The sequence below is a fragment of the Microcystis panniformis FACHB-1757 genome, assembly GCF_001264245.1.
GTDB classification, from domain to species: domain Bacteria; phylum Cyanobacteriota; class Cyanobacteriia; order Cyanobacteriales; family Microcystaceae; genus Microcystis; species Microcystis panniformis.
The window spans coordinates 639,140-656,765 of record NZ_CP011339.1 but is presented as its reverse complement, the minus strand read 5'-3'; the positions used below and the strand labels follow the sequence as shown (position 1 = coordinate 656,765).

Sequence of the window (17,626 nt, the reverse complement as noted above, 5' to 3'; positions counted from 1 at the left end):
CAGCAAAAACATGGCTACAGAGCGAATCCCTTACTCTAGAGATTAATGACACTATCTGTTAAAATCAGGTTAGCGATCACTATACAGCCAACTCTACGGAATCGCTCTACTCCAGATACAGTCAACGGTACAGCCATTTTCAAGTGAAAAATGTACCCAGTAGCCTCTTTTCAATTTTTTCTTAGAAGCGACCTGCAGTAAGGGTTTTGTTAATTTTATAGTATTTATGTATGGGGGAAGTCCAGATATTCTATTGGATACACAGGCAATGGGTTCTATACTTTGCACGGCTACAACTTGCATTTTTTACTCAAGGACAATAATATAGTTTAAGAGTCATAATTAGAAGCAAAGCACTCATTAAAAACATGATTAACCTAGAATTCACGGAAGAAGAAAAGAACTCACTGTATTATGAAAGATTTCATCATCCCCATCCCCGGGTTCAACTGAAGATGGAAGTTCTCTGGTTAAAAAGCCAAAAGATACCGCACCAAAAAATTTGTCAGTTAGCAGGAATCTCGCCAAATACCTTATTAACCTATCTTCGCGATTATCAAGAAGGCGGAATAGAAAAATTAAAAGAAATCAACTTCTATCGCCCTAAAAGTGAATTAGAGTTTCAAAAAGAAACCCTCAAAAAATACTTCGAGAAAAATCCAGCAGCCACAATAAATGAAGCTGTATATAGGATAGAAGAATTGACGGGAATAAAACGAAGTCCTACCCAAGTGAGAAAATTTTTAAAATCAATGGGAATGAAATGTTTAAAAGTAGGTTCTCTTCCTTCTAAAGCTGACCCAGATGAACAAGAGGACTACAAAGAAAAAAAGCTAGAACCCAGACTAAATGAGGCAAAAGAAGGAAAAAGGGCTGTTTTTTTTGTTGATGCCGCTCACTTCGTCATGGGAGCATTTCTCGGTTTTGTTTGGTGTTTTGAGAGACTTTTTGTTAAGTCACCGAGCGGGCGTAAACGCTTCAATGTTTTAGGAGCATTAAATGCAATAACTCATGAAGTTATTCTGGTAACATATGACACTTATATTACGGCAACTCAAGTCTGTGAACTCCGGTCAAAAATAGCTGCTTTAGGACTAATGATTCCCATCACTCTAGTCTTAGATAATGCCCGCTATCAAAAATGTAAAATTGTTGAAGAATTGGCTCTTTCTTTGTCAATAGAGCTGCTCTATCTGCCGTCTTATTCACCTAATCTAAATTTAATTGAAAGGCTGTGGAAATTGGTCAAAAAGAAATGTTTATATGGTAAATATTATGAGAACTTTTCTGACTTTTCTTCAGCTATTTATGAATGTCTGAATGATGCCCATCTGAAACATAAAAAAGAACTGGATTCCTTGCTGACTCTACGATTTCAGAAGTTTAATAAATCTCAGATTATGAACGTCTAAAGTATATGTCTCTATGTCTTACTTATCGATTGATTCCCTGATAAGTTCCCTTTCCAAGACATCAACTGCTCTTGGATTTCGGTTCTTCGTTACTTGGTATGGTTCGATAGGGGGGCATAAATCGACTAAATCCTTATCTGGCAAGAGACTTAATTGATTAGTTCGCTCTAGACAAAAATAATTCACAAAAATCGCTAAACGCCTTTCTATATAAGGGTTCCATTCCTTATAACCCCCGTCCATTGCATAACACAAACCGAAGAGCCTGGATTTCTTTCATCCCTAAATTTCGATGCCATAAAACTTAACCTTTCCAACCCAAAATATTAGGCTGTGAATCAAACTCAGACTGTGACTTTATTCCAATCAAAGGTTATAAGTTAGTATTGTTTACGTTGCGAATATGTATTCTAAAGCCCGCTTCTTTCAAAATTAGCAAGATTTTATCAGTTTGCAACACTATTCTAAAGTTAGCACCCATATCAAAAATTAGCTCTATCTTATGATATTCCAGTAACCTTTCCATCAGAGCCACTTGTGAAGTATTAAGATTATATCTCTTGACTTCAACCCCTAGTTTTCTGAACAGGTTTTTCAGGAATTTTTTAAGCATATTATCCTCATATTCAGAATATAACAATTGTAACCAGTAAGTAATTTAGGTTCTTCGTTACTTGGTATGGTTTGATAGGGGGGCATAAATCGACTAAATCCTTATCTGGCAAGAGACTTAATTGATTAGTTCGCTCTAGAGCAAAAACAATTGACAAAAATCGCTAAATGCCTTTCTCTATAAGGGTTCCATCCCTTATAACCCCCGTCCATTGCATAACACAAACCGAAGAGCCGTAATTTATCTCAATTTAACCCTTCGGAAGTAAATTTTTTTATTTCTGGTAAACAACTGTCACTGAATGACCAATTGGCTTAATTCTATCATCTGTGAGTCCAGCAGAAATAAATGATGCTATCACTTGAGATATTTTTAATTTAACTTGGTAATTAGTTGAAATATCTACTAAAGAATAGTTTTGATTATTTTTGAATAAGTTGTCCAGGGACTTTATGACAAGTTCACGAGCATATAGCCTTCTATGAATATCTGCTAATTTTTCATGATGAATATCAATTAGCTTGAGACAAAAACAGTTAGCTACATATTGCAAAGCTTTGTCAGACCAATGGGTAACATGATGAGGAGGCATATTTAAAATATTATTTTTGAGAGAGCCAATAAATGAATCATCACTAGGCACAGAGATAATCAATAGACCCCCTTTTTTAAGGCATTTTAAACAAGATTCTATAAAAGATTTAGGGTTAGACACATGCTCTAACACTTGGAATGAACAAACAATATCGTAACTATCTGAGTTACTCACACAGTAATCTTCTACAATTTGATTAAGAACATTTATATTGGCATGAGATGCTATTTCTATAGCTTTACTGCTAAATTCAAGTCCAGTATAATTAGAGGTTTTTATTTTTTGAGAAAAAGCTCCTTTCCCACAGCCCACTTCTAAAACTCGATCCTCGCTAGTGATGAAATTACAAGCATAATCGTATTCTTCTTTATCATCCATATAATACCATTTGAACTTCTGTAATTCTTGATAAAATGACTCTGAACCTGTAACCAGAGGATGAAAAAATTTCAAATCTGAATCTAGACAATGATAAAAATTAATCGTCTCTAAATCAAGAAATTCCGAACTGATATCAAACCCACCCCATCTGCTATACAGTTTAATGAGTGCTTTAACTTCTATAGTTTCTCGTAAAACAAGGTTAGCACTACCGCTTAAAGGACAGACTATGTGCATATTCTTTGACACTCATTAAAGTTGACAAACACAAGATAGCAAAAAGGTCTATCTGATGTCAACTAAGTAGTCGTGCAAAATTAATTTCCTAGTCGAGACAGGAGACAGGAGACTCCGAGACGGGAGACTCCGAGACGGGAGACTCCGAGACGGGAGACAGCTATTAGGGATCGGATTTGAGTTTTCAGTTCACTGTTTCCTCACACCAGAAGTCTGACGGAGTAGTGGCTTAGATGTGTAATTAATTTTGCTTAGGTACTTATTACTTAATAAGTAGTCATGCAAAATTAATTACCTGCCCGATCGAGCTAAAACCCTTACGGGGCAATGATCGTCATGTGTAAATAATTTTGCCTAGGTACTTACCCATCTTCCGCACTTCTTAACATTCAATTGATAATTTTTACTAATACATTGCTTACAACCCATTGCCAGTAAGGATTATAGCTACAATGATGGATTTTTATCAAGGTGAAGAATTGTAATTGGTTTTCTCAGAAAAAATCAATTATTGAAAATAGTTCTCAATAGTATTCTCTACAATGACAGTTTTTCGTAAAAACATCTTGGGGAATGTAAAAACATATAAAAATATAGGGCTCTTCGTTACTCTTTATGCTAAATCAACAGACAAGATGCCAAGATAACATACTTCTAACCCAAAAATTACGAAAGTTTCTCAAGCCATAGGCTCTCCGTTTTATTAGTTTAAGTTTATTGTTGATTCCCTCGACCACCCCATTCGTTGTCCTTCGCTCGAAATAACTAATGATTTCTCCAAACCAGTTTCGGATTGTTTGACAACTCTTGGTAAAAACACTGGAGGATTTTGCCAACCATTCCGAGATGGATAGCATTCCCTCTGTCGAATTCTCTGAGGTTTCATAAATCTTTCTAAATTCTTCCTTTAACTCGTGCATCTTTTTCAAATTTGGGAAATTTTCTTTGATAGCTTCTAGTTTGATTTTTTGGGTTTCCGTTAAATCTTTTTCATTTTTTAACAAGCTATATTTACTTCGCTTTAAAACTTCTAGCTTTGCTTCTTTTTCCGCTTTCTGTTTTTTATTTTTCTGCGCTTCTACCGCTCTTTTTTCTGCTTTTCTCTGTTCGTCTAAGGCTCTTCTGGTTTCTGTGTGGAAACGGGGTCTATACTGATAGTTTCTTCAGCAAAATAGTCCTAAAAGTCTTTCCCAGTAAATATTTCACGATTCTATAAGCAAAAATTATCATACAAAGTCGAGAAGAGCCCGTCTAACTCTTGATTAATTTGTTTCATTACATGGAATCTATCGGCGACTACCTCGGCCGATGGCATCAATTCTTTCACCAAATTTTTATAGGGCAACCAAAGATCTATGCTGACTTCTTCAATTTGCTCTAACACCTCTTTTCCCCACCCTGTAAGCGTTTCCCTCAATTCTTCTTGTGTTCGCTTCTCTAGAATAGCTATTAGTTTTCCCGTATCTAAATTTACTAAAACTGCACAGTAATTTTTTTGTCCTTTGACTAGAGCGATTTCGTCAATTCCTAGTCTTTTTAATTTCGATAGGTCTGTCTCTGTAATTTCTTCAGCTATGTCCTCTATCATTCTTTGAATCTCTTCTTCCGTTACGTCATTTCTTCGACTAACATTTAAAATATCTCCTGATTTTAATTGTTCGAGTATATTCTCGGCTAGTCTTTTCGTATAGGTTCGTTTCTTGGCGACAAAATCTAACTCTTCGCTAAAGGGTTTCTGACAATTACCGCACTTAAATTGACGACGATTAACTTGTAGGTACACTGGTTGACCTGAGAGCGGTAAATCTTTGACTAAATGTCGATGATTTTGGTGTAGTTTATCGCTCTCTAACCCACAACGAGGACAGACTGCTTTTTTATTTTTCGATTCGATTTGGAAAACTATACCGATATTTTCTAGGTGTCGATAGCCTTGAATACAGGTTCCTTGTAGGTTCAAAAATTTGTCAAGTATCATAAGTAAAATAATCTCGTTTTTGGCTATTATATCAAATCTTAACTCAATTGTCTATCTTTTGGTATTAACCTATTTGTGCCTTAAGTCCTTTCCTGTATGAATTTCAGCTACTTTTGAGCGTAGTTGCTCTCATCGAATTTTATTTTAAGTTAATTATTTGCATAACAATTCCCGAAGAGCCAAATATAGGCTCTTCTAGGTTCTGTGTGAGCATGGTATAATAGTAACACAGAACAGGAGGTGGGTTATGTGGATAAATTTTGATCAACTCCTCGATTTACCAAATGTAACAGTGGTCAATTATCAAAAAATTGCTCAGACAATTTTCCTAAAGCTTGCTCTTTTAAATGAAACAATTGAATGTCCGAATTGCCATCAAACCTTAGACAGAATCAATCAGACAGAGTATAATCTAGTCAGAGACTTGTCAATATTAGGTAATCCAGTATATTTAGAAGTACCACGCCGTCAGTTTCATTGTCAAAAGTGCCAAAAGTATATCAGCGAAAGACTGAGTTTTATGAGATTAAGACAGCATCATACAATTCGCTATGAATCGATGATTTATGAGAGAGTAAAAAATTGTAGCATCGAAGAAATAAGTCGAGAAGAAGGGTTAGGATGGTCAGAAGTTGAGTTAATATTTAATCACTGTGCTAAAGAACTAGAAAAGGAAGAGTGGGAAGCACCAGAACGAATAAGCTTAGATGAATTTAGTAACTTAAAAGGACATAAAGATTTCATCACAACGGTCGTAGATATGGACAAGAAAATTTTACTAGATGTGATTAAAGGACATAAGCAAGAAGAATTAATGGAAGCCTTAAAAGCACAGCCAGACGCAGTTCGGGAGAAAGTGAAAGAAGTGAGCGTCGATATGTGGTCAGGATTTACAGCAGTGATCAAGGAATTATTTCCCAATGCTAAAATCATCTATGACCGTTTTCATGTAATGGCTATCATCAATGACGAGCTTAATAAATTGAGAAAGTTAATGGGGGTGCATGAAAAAGGATTACCTCATTTATTATGGAAGAATAAAGAGGACTTAAAGGACGAGCAAAAACAACAACTAGAAGTTATTCTGAAAGAACATCCATGCTTAGGAATAGCCGGGGAAATGAAAGAAGAAATTAGACAAATTTATCAAAGTAGTAGAACGTTCAGAGGTGCTGAGAGAAAATTGGAAAAATGGATAAGAATAGGCGGGATATTATATGAAAGTAGTGCCAGGATGATCCAGAAGCATTTGCCAGGTATTTGTAATTACTTTGAAAATCAGACAACCAACGGATTAATTGAGGGAATGAATACCAAAATAAAGCTTATTAAAAGAATGAGTTATGGATTTACCAATTTTGAACATCTTCGACTTAAGCTGTTTGCTTGCTTTAATTCATAACAAAAATTAACACACGAAAACCAGAAGAGCCAAATATATGAAGATGTGCGGAATGTCGGTTAATAGTATTAACTCCTGATTTTTTTTACAAAATTCGGTTCTTCGGTTTGTATTATGCAACGGACAGGATTATAAGGAATGAAACTCTTATATAGGGTTTGCTGAATAAATGTGAAATGTAGGCAAAGTAAGGGTTTTGGGGCTTTTCTCCCGAAACAGGTGCAAGATTTTGAGAGAATCGTCGTTCAAAACCTTGCGTCTTCATCGGCCCGCGTCCTGTAGGGGCGAAGCATTCGGGCAATAACCTATCGGTGAAACCGTAGATTTTCTATCCGAATGCTTCGCCCGTACTTTTTCAGCAGACCCTATATAGAAAGACATTTGGCGATTTTTGTCAATTGTTTTCGATCTAGAGCGAACTAATCAATTAAATCTCTTGCCAGATAAGGATTTAGTCGATTTATGACACCCTACCGAACCATACCAAGTAACGAAGAACCCAAAATTCATTATTTACTTTAACCATTCAGACAGATCCCTTTGAATCAATTCTTGAAGATTTAATATATCCTCTCGATAAATGCTTATTAGTTGTTGTCTTAGGGGTTGTGTTAGTTGAGGCTTGGCTAAATTAGAATTTCTTATATCATTAATTAGTTTCTGGCGAAGGGGACGTGGAATAAGATACTTAACAGAGGTGGTGATTAGATTTGGCTTTGACAAAAATTCATGCAATAATTGGTTTTTAGGGATACCAGTAACATTATATTTAGTTGATGTATCGGGAATAAAATTGTCATCAACTTCCAAAAATTGGAAAATATCCTTGATTAAATCATAACGATTACTTCTTAAATCTTCGTAGAGATAAACTTTGATTTTACTAGAGTCAAATTTTTCAAAATATCGCTGTAATTGAGTATAATAAAATCCTCCGTCTACATAAAAGTATCCCCACCACCATTTGTTAAGAATTCTGTTATCTTCTTCCCGAAGGGCGGCACTAAAATCTAAGCAGTTTTCAAAGCCCTCTCGAGCATGATGCAAGAATTGCGAATACGCTCTTTCCACTGGATCTCGCAGTATTGCTATTAGTTTTACATCAGGGCAATAATACTTAATTCTTGCAGCCGCCTTAGCATGGTATAGATAACTAGGTGAGGCTTCACCTATGGCGATTTCATTCGTAACTCCCTGAAATTGTTCCATATAACTTTCAAAGCTAGTCTTAAAACCATCCAAATAACCTTCACTAATTGAACCTTTAGGATAGCTAATTTTTTCGCCCTCGAAAGCAAAAAAGTTAGTCTCCTTAATTGGTGTCATATAAATTTGTGGATGTTGGTTGAGCCAATCATAAAGGGAAGTCGTCCCCGCCTTGGCTGCTCCGATAATTAAAAAATTTGGCAATGCCATACTTTTACTTCCTCATACTTAAATGGTAATTCCCTAGAAACATCAATGATTGCGCTAACGTAAATTTATGCTTCAAACTCTTGCAGGCTAACAAATAATTATCTGGCTGCAGAATCAGAAAAATTTACATACTACAAGTCATAACCAAGTATTCGAGCAATATCTGTCGCTGAATTCGCAATAAACTCTATATCCAGATCAGATAATTCCTGTCCACCACTAGCAACTCCCTTTCGCACAAAGGATATTTTCCCATTTCTAATATTGGTAGACAGATGCTTTTTCTCTGAATCTTTCATTTTTTCTTTAGAACTTAAAGCAATAGCTTCATCTATCAATTTCTCATTGATTTTAATTCCAAAACAATCCATCACGGAAGATAATTGCAAGTGTGTGTCTTTTAAAAAATCCTCATATCTAAATATCTTAATGATCTGCCCACCCCCACCTCCATAGTTGTTGTAATACCATGATTTTGTATGTTCTGTCCATCTGTTAATTCCATATTTTGTATGTCTAATAAATTCTGAAATCTCTAACTTATCATCTATTTGTTTTCTATCTTTTAGGTAGTAATAATAGGAAATCATTACATCTCTAGGATCTCGGACAAGTAAAATGACTCTGTAGTAGTAAGGGTTATAGGCAGAGTGACTTTTAATAATTCTAGGTATATCTGTCCTGCCAAAAGGACCTTCTGGACGAAGATTGCCATCTCCTATTATTGAAGGTATGATATCTAAAATATTAAATAAGTTAACATCTTGCTCAACATTATAATGGACTTTGATAGCATTAGCAATTAGAAATCTTAACCAGGTATTGCCTGATTTGGGATAGGAAACGAGGAAAACATCCTCTACCACATGATTTTTGTGCAGAGAACGCCCATACTTGATTTTTTTTGCTATTCGACTAGGCAAGGTCAAGATGTTTAAAGAATTCAATGGAAAGGATAGTATGTTTTTCATAAGGTTTCGTCTTTATATATTAACCAGTTTCTCACAGGGCATCATAACACACAGTTTGATATGATATAGCAGGGTGAGATCATCTCAAACGCTATTGACAATTGACCAATTGTGTTATCCGCTTGCTGTGTGGGCATTTGAAGTGATACCAGTCAATCAGAATAGTTACGAAATCTTAACATTTGGTCGATTTTTGCTTAACAATTGAGATAGCCAATTCTCCTCAAATATGCCTGAATCGATCTCTGGGTAAGCAACTCACATAAAGTTCATTTTGTCAAGGATTGTTAAGATGCGCTTACCCTGTATGATATAGGTCTTTCCTAGATCGGCAAAAAGTACTTATCAAGTAACTATTTAGTTAGTCCATAATTATAACTCCGTTTATAGAATTGAATTCATATTTTATATCCTTTATATTTCTTGTATTTTTTTTGGTAGTATTCTCTGAGTAAAAGTATTAACCAAATAATCAAAAAACGAAAGACAGAGCCTAGACTTAGCAATAGCAAACACAGGGCAATAAAAGAAGTAAAAATAATCAAGAAATTATTTTTTGTAGAATCTCCAAATCTACAAATTAAGGCAATTGTAATTGGACCGATAAAAGCTCCTACCCAACCAAAATTAGATAAGGATTCCCCCAACCAAGTCCCTGTTAGACCGAGGAGAACATCTTTGGGAGATATGTTAAAGGCGGCCGCTGTTATATATTTTTTGTAATCATAAGGAATGGGTTTACCTGGCCACAAAAAGCGAGGAATATATAAAACTAAAGCATGATAAACTGTCTGAAGTCGATGATCCAGTATCTTAAATTTATCAGGATTTAATTCTGAGTAAATAGACAGTTTAAGCAGATGGTCTCTACCATAATCGAAACGAGATATTTCATACATTTGCTTTGTATCTATACTCCTGACTAAGGAAGTTTGATAAGAATAGGAAAAAATGCCAAAAACTAATAATAAACCCAATAAAAGTGCTAAAAGTTTTACTCTACTTAAAGCTTTTTTTAAAAGTAAAGTCAGAACCAAAGCAAAAATCACGAAAGCAATAATAGATCTCTTGCCGTTAAGCCATATTGTTACCGATATTGGGATGAGAACACTTGCCCAAAAGTAAAAATTTATTAATGACAAATTTTTATTTTTTTGCAATACAATTATTGTTATTAGTCCACCCAAACTGAGTAAAGAGGAAAGATGTATAAGTTGATGAAAGTTGTACTCTTCTTCCGACAAGAGACCAGCACCTTTTGCTCCGTAAGTAATGTAGAGACCGGGATTAGGACTAAATGACCAAACAATGACAGGTAAGAATAAAAGAAAGTAACCAATAAGTATCATTAATAACTTAAATTGTTTACCGAGCTTATACCTATTGCTGAAACCAATTAAGTTAACCCAAAATGTTTGATTATTGATTAATAATCTTCCATGACTCTCCTTGTCTTTGGGGATTCCATTGTACCACAATACTACTGGCACGATAGCAATGTATAGACAGTAAACCAAAAAGGTTGTTTCATCCCTAACAGCCACTCTTAGATTATCAAGTCCACGAAAAAAATCGTACTTAGGTTCACCAATTACTAAATCTAATAACAACGGCACACCAAAAAACAAAAAATTAATGATAATTACTAAGTAGGCAGAGTAATAGCGCTTAAATATTATATTCTTGCCGGACAAAAAAGCCCAAAATAAAAGCCAGGCAAAGGTTATTATCTTAACCAAATTAATATCATTTTCGCTCATCATATCTCCTTAGTAAGTTTTCTCTGATAACATCGAAACGCAAATACTTAAGTAGGGAGGCACAATTATTTGTAGGATGGGTTAGCGGTAGCGTAACATGAGCAGGCGTTGGGTTTCATGCTTCAACCCAACCTACGTTCATCTTATATTTAATTCCACCCACCCATTTAAATTGCCGTAGATTTGATGCCCAATTTTTGGCGTACCCAGATAGCACTGATAATATTACCTACAATCATCGAGATTGCGGTGGCAGTGGCTGCACCATTCACCCCCCACTTCGGTATTAGTAGCCAATTAAGACAGACATTTAACAAAGCGGCAAATGCCACAGTTGCTGCACTAAATTTAGCATGGCGGGTCATATTTAGCAATAGACCCACGGAACCAGTCAGAGCGTTAACCAGATAGCCAATACTCAAAATTATCAAAGCTGTTTGTCCCTGTATAAACTCAGCACCAAAAAGCTGTAAAATCGAGTATCTCAATGCAATCAACCCCAAAGTCATGACCAGAGCAAACAAGCTGATTAAACGAGTGCTATGAGTAACCAGCCTTTGCAGTTGTTCCCGCGTTCCCTCTGCATAAAGTGTGGCAAAAGTTGGCGAAAGGACGTTATTCAAGATTCCTAGGCCAAAAATAATCAGAGAAGTGACTCGACTGACTACTGCGTAAACTCCCACAGCACCCGCCCCCTTCAAGGCACCGAGCATCAATATATCGATACGAGAGTTAATCACCGCTAGTCCTCCTAGCAAAATAAACGGTAAGCCGTCCTTGAGCCAAGTCAGAATTTTGTATTCAGGTTTAGCCTGTTTAACCTCTTGGGGAAGCACTCTGGCTAATAGTACCACACCAACGACAAAAGTAATGCCAAGAGATATCAATTTTAAGCCCATCACCCAGACAGTGATATTTTCTTGATTTCTAAGAAACCAGTAGCTAGAAATCGTCAGGATAATAAAAACTAAGGGAGCTAGTAGATTTTCTGGCATTTGCCCTAAAACCACCCTGTGTAAACCCTTCATCGTCGCTAGTCTCAAGCTAGTTAAAGAGACAATTGGTAAGGAAATCATCGCTACACACAGAGATGGTAATAAGTCCGGCTCCCTGACTTGTCCCCAGTTCAGAATAATAGCAATAGCAACTAATGCCATTAGGCTAGAAACTATGAAGACAATTGCATTTGCCCATTGTAATAAACCACGCATTAATCCCCAAGCTGACTGACTGCTATAGATAGCCACTTCTCTGACTAATAAGTTATTAAAGCCTAGAGTCGCGGGAATGCCCAGCAAAGCAGGCCAAGTCATTGCATAGGTATAAACCCCAAAGCCATTTTTACCGAGCCAGCGAGCTAGAATAATACTGGTCAGAAAACTAAGGGTTATGAAAGCAACTCTTAAACCAAGAGAACCCGTCGCATCTCGAATTAAACGTTCTTTTAGTTTTAAGGGAGTTTTTTTCATCTTTTTCTTTGCTCCAGGGATGCTACTAAGTCCATCGTGAATAAACTTTTCTGATTTCTTCCTCCGTGTAAAAATGATTAAAGTATTTAGAACTGCACATCTCCTCTACATAAGATAGTGGTAATTTGAGATTTTGCTTAAATTCTTTATACATATCTCGATAATTTTTATCTTCTCCCACGTTCGTCCTTACTAACTTAAATTCTTTTAACCCCAGAAATTCGGTGATCGCTTTTTCCTTGACACTGTCAGAGGTTTCTAGTTTGAGGATCAATAAATCCACATTATCTTTGTTAATTCTTAAATATCCCTGCTCTTTCGGAAAAGGATATTCATAAACATCTATCCCTAAAAATGGCTTGAAGTGATTATCGAACCAGTCTAGGGGAGTTGAATGAGGGAAAAAATTGATAAATATATCCATTAGCTCTTGGAGAGTAAAATTGGATTGTTCATATTTTTTCCCTGTTTCTCTTTCAAAGTTCTGAAAAAAAGCTGCAACATTTCTACCTATTGGTTCCCTAGTTAAAGAAATAATCTTTACCTGTTTTTTGGGAACGATTATCTTGTTATATAAAAACTCACCACTTCTGACTTGCTTTTCTCTGCCCAGCTTTAATTCTAAAATTTCGTAAACATTAGGATTGTAAAAGCTTCTATTATCAGCATTTTTGAGTAAAAAATGAACACTAAACAATGGCAAAATTGCTTTTTTTTCTAAGGATTTCATCACCGAGCTAGAACCCACTTTGCCCATTTGATAGATTATAATAGGTGTTTGGTTAGTGGCATAAAGCTTGAATCGTAATTTTATGTCTTGCAGAACAATATTCAGCAGATAAGTCAGGTTATCAAGAAATTTAGACATTTGGTTTTTGCCTGTAGTTTAATTTTTTTACTCTACACCAGCGATACAGATGCTGAGTTCTCAGTGAGTTTAATCTATTTCAGCATCCTTGTCAACCCAGGGTGGTAATTTTGGTAATTCTCAAGATAGTTGCTCAATTATCTCACTTACATTGAGGACACTAAGCAAACAAACGGATTTTACTGATTTTAAAGCTGTTTTTAGCCATTAATAAACTATTTTTTCGGCTTTATCCGTTAATTCTCTCTCCTTGTCCCAATTTTCCCCCTTTGCCCCGAAAAAACTCTTGGTCAACTAACCGCTTAATTAAGCTAAAACGCACTTAAACCACCTAAAATAGAAATAGTAATTTTAGAAAAATCCTACTTATGCCAGCCAAAGATTTCCTAGACTTAGAAGAAAAGAAAAACTTACAAAAAGCTCTTAAAGAAGAAGAAAGAGCAGAGGTTAGGGAAAGAATTTTAATGTTTCTCTTGCTAAACGACGGAAAAACTCAACGAGAAATAGCTGACTTTATTGGCTGTTCACTCAAAACGGTCGCCCATTGGTGTGTTCACGGCGATCCTAACAATTTAGAAAGTCTAGAAGATGGGAGAAAAAATGGAAATCATAAAAAAGCCACAGAGGAATATATTAATTTACTATTAAAAATAGTTGATGAAGACCCGAAGGAATTTGGATATGAATTCGGGAGATGGACAGCGGCAAGATTAGCAGAGCATCTAGAAAAGGAAACAGGAATTAAACTGAGTGGCTCGCAAGTGAGAAGAATATTGAGAAGAAAAAAGTATGTGTATATCTGGGCGAAATATAGTCTAGAAGATAAGCAAGACAAGAAATTAAGAAAAGCATTTAAAGAAAAATTAGATGAATATTTAAGGTTGGCTAAAGAAAAGCCAGAGTCAATCCAGGTATGGTTTTGGGATGAGTGTGGATTTAGTTTGAGAGTAATAAGAAGGAGAGCTTGGACAAAAAAAGGAAAGCGAAAAAAAGTGAATGGACAAAGAAAAAGAGGAAGGGTGAATGTGATGGGAGCCTTAAGATATAATGACAAAAAACGAGTCTGTTTTATGATCAAAAAAGGAAATTCAGAAACTTTCCATGAACAATTAAAGAAACTTCATGAAGAGATTCGTCAAGAATGGATAAACTTGGGAAATCTGCCCGAAGATTTTCGAGAAAAAGGACCGAAAATTATCATCATATTAGACAATGCTAGTTATCACAAAAAGAAAGATGTTATTGAGCAGGTGGAAAAAGAGTTGCCCAATATTAGGCTAGAGTTTTTACCAGCTTATAGTCCAGATTACAACCTAATAGAATTAGTGTGGCATTCCGCTAAAGAGTACATAGCTAATCGAGAATTTGAAAATAAAGAAGAACTGGAAAAAGTAGTCAATCAGCTTTTAAATGAAGGGGGATTGATTATTAAATGGAGTAGAAAACTTAAAAATAAGGGTAATGCTGTCAATGTAACTTAAATGCGTAAAAGCTTATCTATTCCTGAGTGTAGAATGGCTACCTATGGATGTTCTGATTGGTCGGGGGGATTATCAGCAAGCTTGACTATAAGACGCAGCAGGACAAAAGTTAGCAGTTCTGGAAAAACTATAGTTGCCATTGTAGCATGGTGTTAAGTACCTAGGCAAAATTATTTACACATGACGATCATTGCCCCGTAAGGGTTTTAGCTCGATCGGGCAGGTAATTAATTTTGCATGACTACTTATGATGAAGCGGTAATTAATCGAGCCAGATTGCTACCGCAAAATCTTTTAACCCGCATCCACAGGGAAAACCGTAGTTTGGTTTTTTCGGCTATGATCTTTGCATAGCAATACTTTTAAGGGTTAATGGCCTGCCAGTGAGATTCCAGTTCTCTAGCTGGTTGCGGTTTATATCCTTAAAAGTGTCCCGAAGTCAATCTCAGCTTTAGATGTCATATTCCTTACTCTATAAGGGTTTGAGGCTATTTTAAATAGATACCATGTTTGGACAAATTCCCAAATTATTCTCAAGCTATACTGGCATACTAGATGCGGTTTAATATAGTTATCCCTTGACTATTTGATTAATGATGAACAACCAACAAAACGGGGCTTTAAAAACCCAAAGCCAAGGAAATCTACCAGTTTTTGCCCAACCAGCTTTTATCCCCTCCGTGACGCAGGAAGAAGAGGAACTCAACCTGCGTCAAGTCCTTTCTGTCGTCAAGCATCGCTGGTGGATAATCGCTGGCATCACCCTAGGGGTAACAGGTGCGATCGCTGCTTGGACTTTCTTAAAAACCCCTATCTATCAAGGTAGATTCCTGCTGCTCATCGGTCAACCGATTGAGGAAAATAAAAATTCTCTCAAACTGGCAGCCCAAGATATCCTGCCTCAGTTGGGTGGAGAGAACATCGATTATGAAACCCAAATCGCTGTCCTGAAAAGTCCTCAACTCCTTAACCCCATCCTTAGCAAAATAACTCCTAAGTATCCCGATTTTACCTACAGTGATTTAATTAGTAAAACTGGCAAATCTGATCTCAAAATTAGTCAATTAGAAGATACGAAAGTTTTAGAGATCGTTTACGAAAATGCAGAACCAGAAAAAATTAAGCTGGTTTTAGACAATTTGGCTAGTCACTACCTAAACTATAGTTCCCAGGAACGCAAGACCGAAATTAATCAAGGCTTGGATTTTGTTAACGCTCAATTGCCCGTGCTGCAGGAACGAGTTAATTCTCTACAAAAACAAATGCAGCAATTCCGGCAGCAATACAATTTCCTGGATCCCGACAAGGAAGCCACTCGTTTATCGCAACAGTTAACCAGCATCGAGCAGGAGTACAGAGTCGCCCAAGTTGCCCTTAACGAAATTAACTCTCGCTATCAAGCTTTACAGCAACAGGTGGGATTGGCGCCTAATCAAGCAATTATCGCCACTTATCTCAGTGAATCTCCCGGTTATCAAGATTTGCTCAAGCAGCTGCAGGAAGTGGAAGTGGAATTGGCCAAACAATCGGCAGTTTTCGCGAAAGATAGCCCGATAATCGCCACCCTAGAGGAAAAAAGAGCCAATTTACTGCCCCTACTGCAAAACGAGGCCCAGAGAACCCTAGGGGAAAAACTGCCCCAGACAGTGGGTAATTCCCCGGCTTTGGTGTCACGCAGCGCTCTGCGGGTAGAATTAACCCAGCAATTGGTGGAAGCCGCTAACACCCGCCAAACCCTAGAAATTAAGGTAAAATCCCTTGCCCGGGCCCTCGAACAACAGAAAGCCTCGGTCAAAAATCTGGCGGTTTTAGCCCGTCGCTATACGGATTTGCAACGAGAATTGGAAATTGCCACCACCAGTCTCGGCCGTTTTCTGGAGGAACAACAAAAACTCCAACTCAAGGTGGCACAACAAGTGGTGCCTTGGCAACTAATTTCCCCTCCAGAAGTAGAGGAAGATTTCGTTTCTCCTAAACCCGTGCGAAATCTCGCTTTAGGGGTTATTGGTGGCCTGTTACTAGGCCTAGGGGCAGCCTTTTTAGCTGAAAGATTAGATCCCGTTCATCATAGTGCAGATGAACTAAAAGAAGATACCAAACTGCCCCTTTTAGGCGCAATTCCCTGGAACAAAGACATCGATAAGATCGAAAAAGTGATCACCGCCCTACCCCAGTTAACAGTCGCTGGTCAACAACTTACTATCCCTAATACCAATGCGAAATCAGCCAACGAAAACCTCTACTACTATAATTTCTCCCCCTTCTCGGAGGCTTTCCACACTCTTAACACCAATATTCGCCTCCTCGGTTCCGATTCCCCCCTCAAGTCCCTCGTGATTAGTTCTGTATCACCGGGAGATGGTAAAACTACTACGGCAATAAATATCGCTAAGGCTGCCGCTCGTATGGGACAAAAAGTCTTATTGGTGGATGCCGACCTGCGACGACCCCAGATTCACCTACGACTTAATCTCGATAACGACCACGGCCTTAGTAATGTCCTCGCCGAGGGTCTCGATTGGAACGAGGCGATTCAATTCCTACCCCGCCACGAGAATTTATCGATTCTTACCGCCGGTCTAATTCCCCCAGATCCAACCCGCTTGCTTTCTTCCCAGAGAATGCAGGAGATGATCTCGCAATTACAGCAAGACCACGCTTTCGATCTAATTATCTACGATCTACCACCGATCGCCGCTTTTGCCGATGCGAAAATTCTCGCCGCCATGGCCACTGGCCTAATTCTCGTCACCAAACTGGGCAAAACCGATCGCTTTGTGCTGAAAAATCTGCTCGAAGATCTGAGATTATCCCAGATTTCCGTGTTAGGTTTAGTGGCTAATAATGTTAGTCGGAAAGACCACAATTATCGTTACTATAGCCATTACTACGGCAAAAGATAATTAAATCCCATCTTGCTTACTATTTATCGGTTAAGTAGGTAGGTGTTAAAAATTTTCAGGCACCCCCCTTATCAAGGGTAGATCCCCCCGCCTATCGGCACCCCCCTTAATAAGTAGGGCTGTTTCATTCTCCCATCAGA

Annotated in this window: 10 protein-coding genes and 3 pseudogenes; 4 read left to right on the top strand and 9 right to left on the bottom strand. The window is 37.2% G+C overall.

Annotated features, from left to right (window positions below):
• Positions 1 to 368 precede the first annotated feature (368 nt).
• On the top strand, positions 369 to 1,412 hold the full coding sequence (locus tag VL20_RS03240; protein ID WP_052275594.1) for an IS630 family transposase: 1,044 nt from the start codon (positions 369 to 371) through the stop codon (positions 1,410 to 1,412).
• A 626-nt stretch (positions 1,413 to 2,038) separates the two neighbouring features.
• Here VL20_RS03240 and VL20_RS32175 read toward each other — a convergent pair.
• From VL20_RS32175 to VL20_RS03215, 4 genes and pseudogenes are all read right to left on the bottom strand, one after another.
• Positions 2,039 to 2,242 (bottom strand): annotated as a pseudogene (locus VL20_RS32175) (hypothetical protein).
• Between the two features lie 57 nt (positions 2,243 to 2,299).
• The gene (locus VL20_RS03225; protein WP_052275593.1) at positions 2,300 to 3,238 is read right to left on the bottom strand and encodes a class I SAM-dependent methyltransferase; all 939 of its coding nucleotides are present in this window, start codon (positions 3,236 to 3,238) and stop codon (positions 2,300 to 2,302) included.
• Positions 3,239 to 3,861: 623 nt separating this feature from the next.
• Positions 3,862 to 4,350 (bottom strand): annotated as a pseudogene (locus VL20_RS03220) (ISL3 family transposase); the annotation flags it as partial.
• A 140-nt stretch (positions 4,351 to 4,490) separates the two neighbouring features.
• Positions 4,491 to 5,216: pseudogene (locus VL20_RS03215) on the bottom strand (ISL3 family transposase); the annotation flags it as partial.
• A 247-nt stretch (positions 5,217 to 5,463) separates the two neighbouring features.
• Here VL20_RS03215 and VL20_RS03210 point away from each other — a divergent pair.
• Positions 5,464 to 6,618, top strand: a complete 1,155-nt coding sequence (locus VL20_RS03210; RefSeq protein WP_052275591.1) for an ISL3 family transposase — start codon at positions 5,464 to 5,466, stop codon at positions 6,616 to 6,618.
• Positions 6,619 to 7,131: 513 nt separating this feature from the next.
• On the opposite strand, the gene VL20_RS03205 is transcribed toward VL20_RS03210, so the two are convergent.
• The 5 genes from VL20_RS03205 to VL20_RS03185 all read right to left on the bottom strand — a co-directional run bounded on the left by VL20_RS03205 (position 7,132) and on the right by VL20_RS03185 (position 13,102).
• Positions 7,132 to 8,034 (bottom strand): sulfotransferase family protein, encoded by a 903-nt coding sequence (locus VL20_RS03205; RefSeq protein WP_052275590.1) that lies wholly within the window; start codon positions 8,032 to 8,034, stop codon positions 7,132 to 7,134.
• A gap of 131 nt (positions 8,035 to 8,165) precedes the next feature.
• Positions 8,166 to 9,005 (bottom strand): sulfotransferase domain-containing protein, encoded by an 840-nt coding sequence (locus VL20_RS03200; protein WP_052275589.1) that lies wholly within the window; start codon positions 9,003 to 9,005, stop codon positions 8,166 to 8,168.
• Positions 9,006 to 9,403: 398 nt separating this feature from the next.
• Entirely contained in the window at positions 9,404 to 10,768 is a 1,365-nt protein-coding gene (locus tag VL20_RS03195; RefSeq protein ID WP_052275588.1) for an oligosaccharide repeat unit polymerase, read from the bottom strand.
• A 164-nt stretch (positions 10,769 to 10,932) separates the two neighbouring features.
• Positions 10,933 to 12,234 carry a flippase gene (locus tag VL20_RS03190; protein ID WP_052275587.1) on the bottom strand — a complete coding sequence of 434 codons (1,302 nt, stop codon included), beginning with the start codon at positions 12,232 to 12,234 and terminating at the stop codon, positions 10,933 to 10,935.
• 25 nt (positions 12,235 to 12,259) lie between these two features.
• The gene (locus tag VL20_RS03185; protein ID WP_052275586.1) at positions 12,260 to 13,102 is read right to left on the bottom strand and encodes a putative capsular polysaccharide synthesis family protein; all 843 of its coding nucleotides are present in this window, start codon (positions 13,100 to 13,102) and stop codon (positions 12,260 to 12,262) included.
• A gap of 368 nt (positions 13,103 to 13,470) precedes the next feature.
• Between VL20_RS03185 and VL20_RS03180 the strand changes: the two genes are divergently transcribed.
• A complete protein-coding gene (locus VL20_RS03180) occupies positions 13,471 to 14,583 on the top strand; it encodes an IS630 family transposase (protein ID WP_052275585.1) in 1,113 nt (370 codons plus the stop codon).
• Positions 14,584 to 15,176: 593 nt separating this feature from the next.
• Positions 15,177 to 17,486 (top strand): GumC family protein, encoded by a 2,310-nt coding sequence (locus VL20_RS03175; protein ID WP_052275584.1) that lies wholly within the window; start codon positions 15,177 to 15,179, stop codon positions 17,484 to 17,486.
• Positions 17,487 to 17,626: the final 140 nt, after the last annotated feature.